We start from the raw sequence: 971 nt of genomic DNA on the forward strand, positions 1-971 counted from the left end.
CAGGGTTAATGTCGGACCCGCAGTCATAATTGTCGGACGAAGTGGCATTAATGTCGGACGCATGCTCATAATTGTCGGACGAAGCAGCATTAATGTCAGACACGGGCCCATAATTGTCGGACGAAGCGGCATTAGTGTCGGACACACGCCCATAACTATCGAACAAAAAATTACGAAGCCACCTTGTTCGCTCGATTTTTACGTTTCGACTTCCATTCCATGGTCGTTAAAACGACTATGCCGATCATAAGGCCGATCCCCTGAAAACTGATAATCGAACTTCCTTCTATAAAAACAAGATACAAGAGAAGAGTTGAGCACATGGCAATCACTAATTTGTTTAATAATGGCTCATAATCCCTTTTATTCCCTCTGGACCTATCAAAAATAAATATGGACACTACAATAATAAGTAATCCAAATAATAGCCATTCACCGAACGTCATCCAATCTCTCCCCATAAATAATTACTAGTCAGTGTAACAATAACAATTCATCCTGTAAATGTATTCCAATAGCTCACACTCTCAACTGAAATCTTTCATATATTATACAAATGGAAAGAAGGCGGCGGTTTTGATGACGTACTTATTTTTACCAATTGAGGTGAAAGTGCGGGAGTTAGATGCGAAGATGTTGCTTGCATATTATGCGGCGCAAGAAGGTTTTCGGGTTGTGATCGGTGAGCAAACGGCGGTAGAACGAGCAGCACTTGAACTGCCACAAGGGATCTTTTTTGCTAAAGGGTATCCTGACAGATATCGTTCACGGATTGTGAAAAAGATGAAAACAAAAGGGCATCGTTTAGTTGAACTAGATGAAGAAGGGCTCATTATGTCAGACACTAATCAATATTTACAAGATCGCATGAACAAAACCAGCACCGAAAAGATCGACCAAATTTACTGTTGGGGTACTTATCAAAAAGAACTAATCGAAAATTATGTGCCACAACAAAACATCACCCTAAC

General features: G+C 40.4%; 1 protein-coding gene. It reads left to right on the top strand.

Annotation, left to right across the window (positions count from 1 at the left end):
- Positions 1-579 precede the first annotated feature (579 nt).
- Positions 580-971 (top strand): surface carbohydrate biosynthesis protein (locus tag A194_RS19085; protein WP_040403351.1); only part of this gene is annotated, 392 nt, incomplete at its 3' end.

It is taken from the genome of Alkalibacillus haloalkaliphilus C5, assembly GCF_000269905.1.
Taxonomy (GTDB): Bacteria; Bacillota; Bacilli; order Bacillales; family Alkalibacillaceae; genus Alkalibacillus; species Alkalibacillus haloalkaliphilus_A.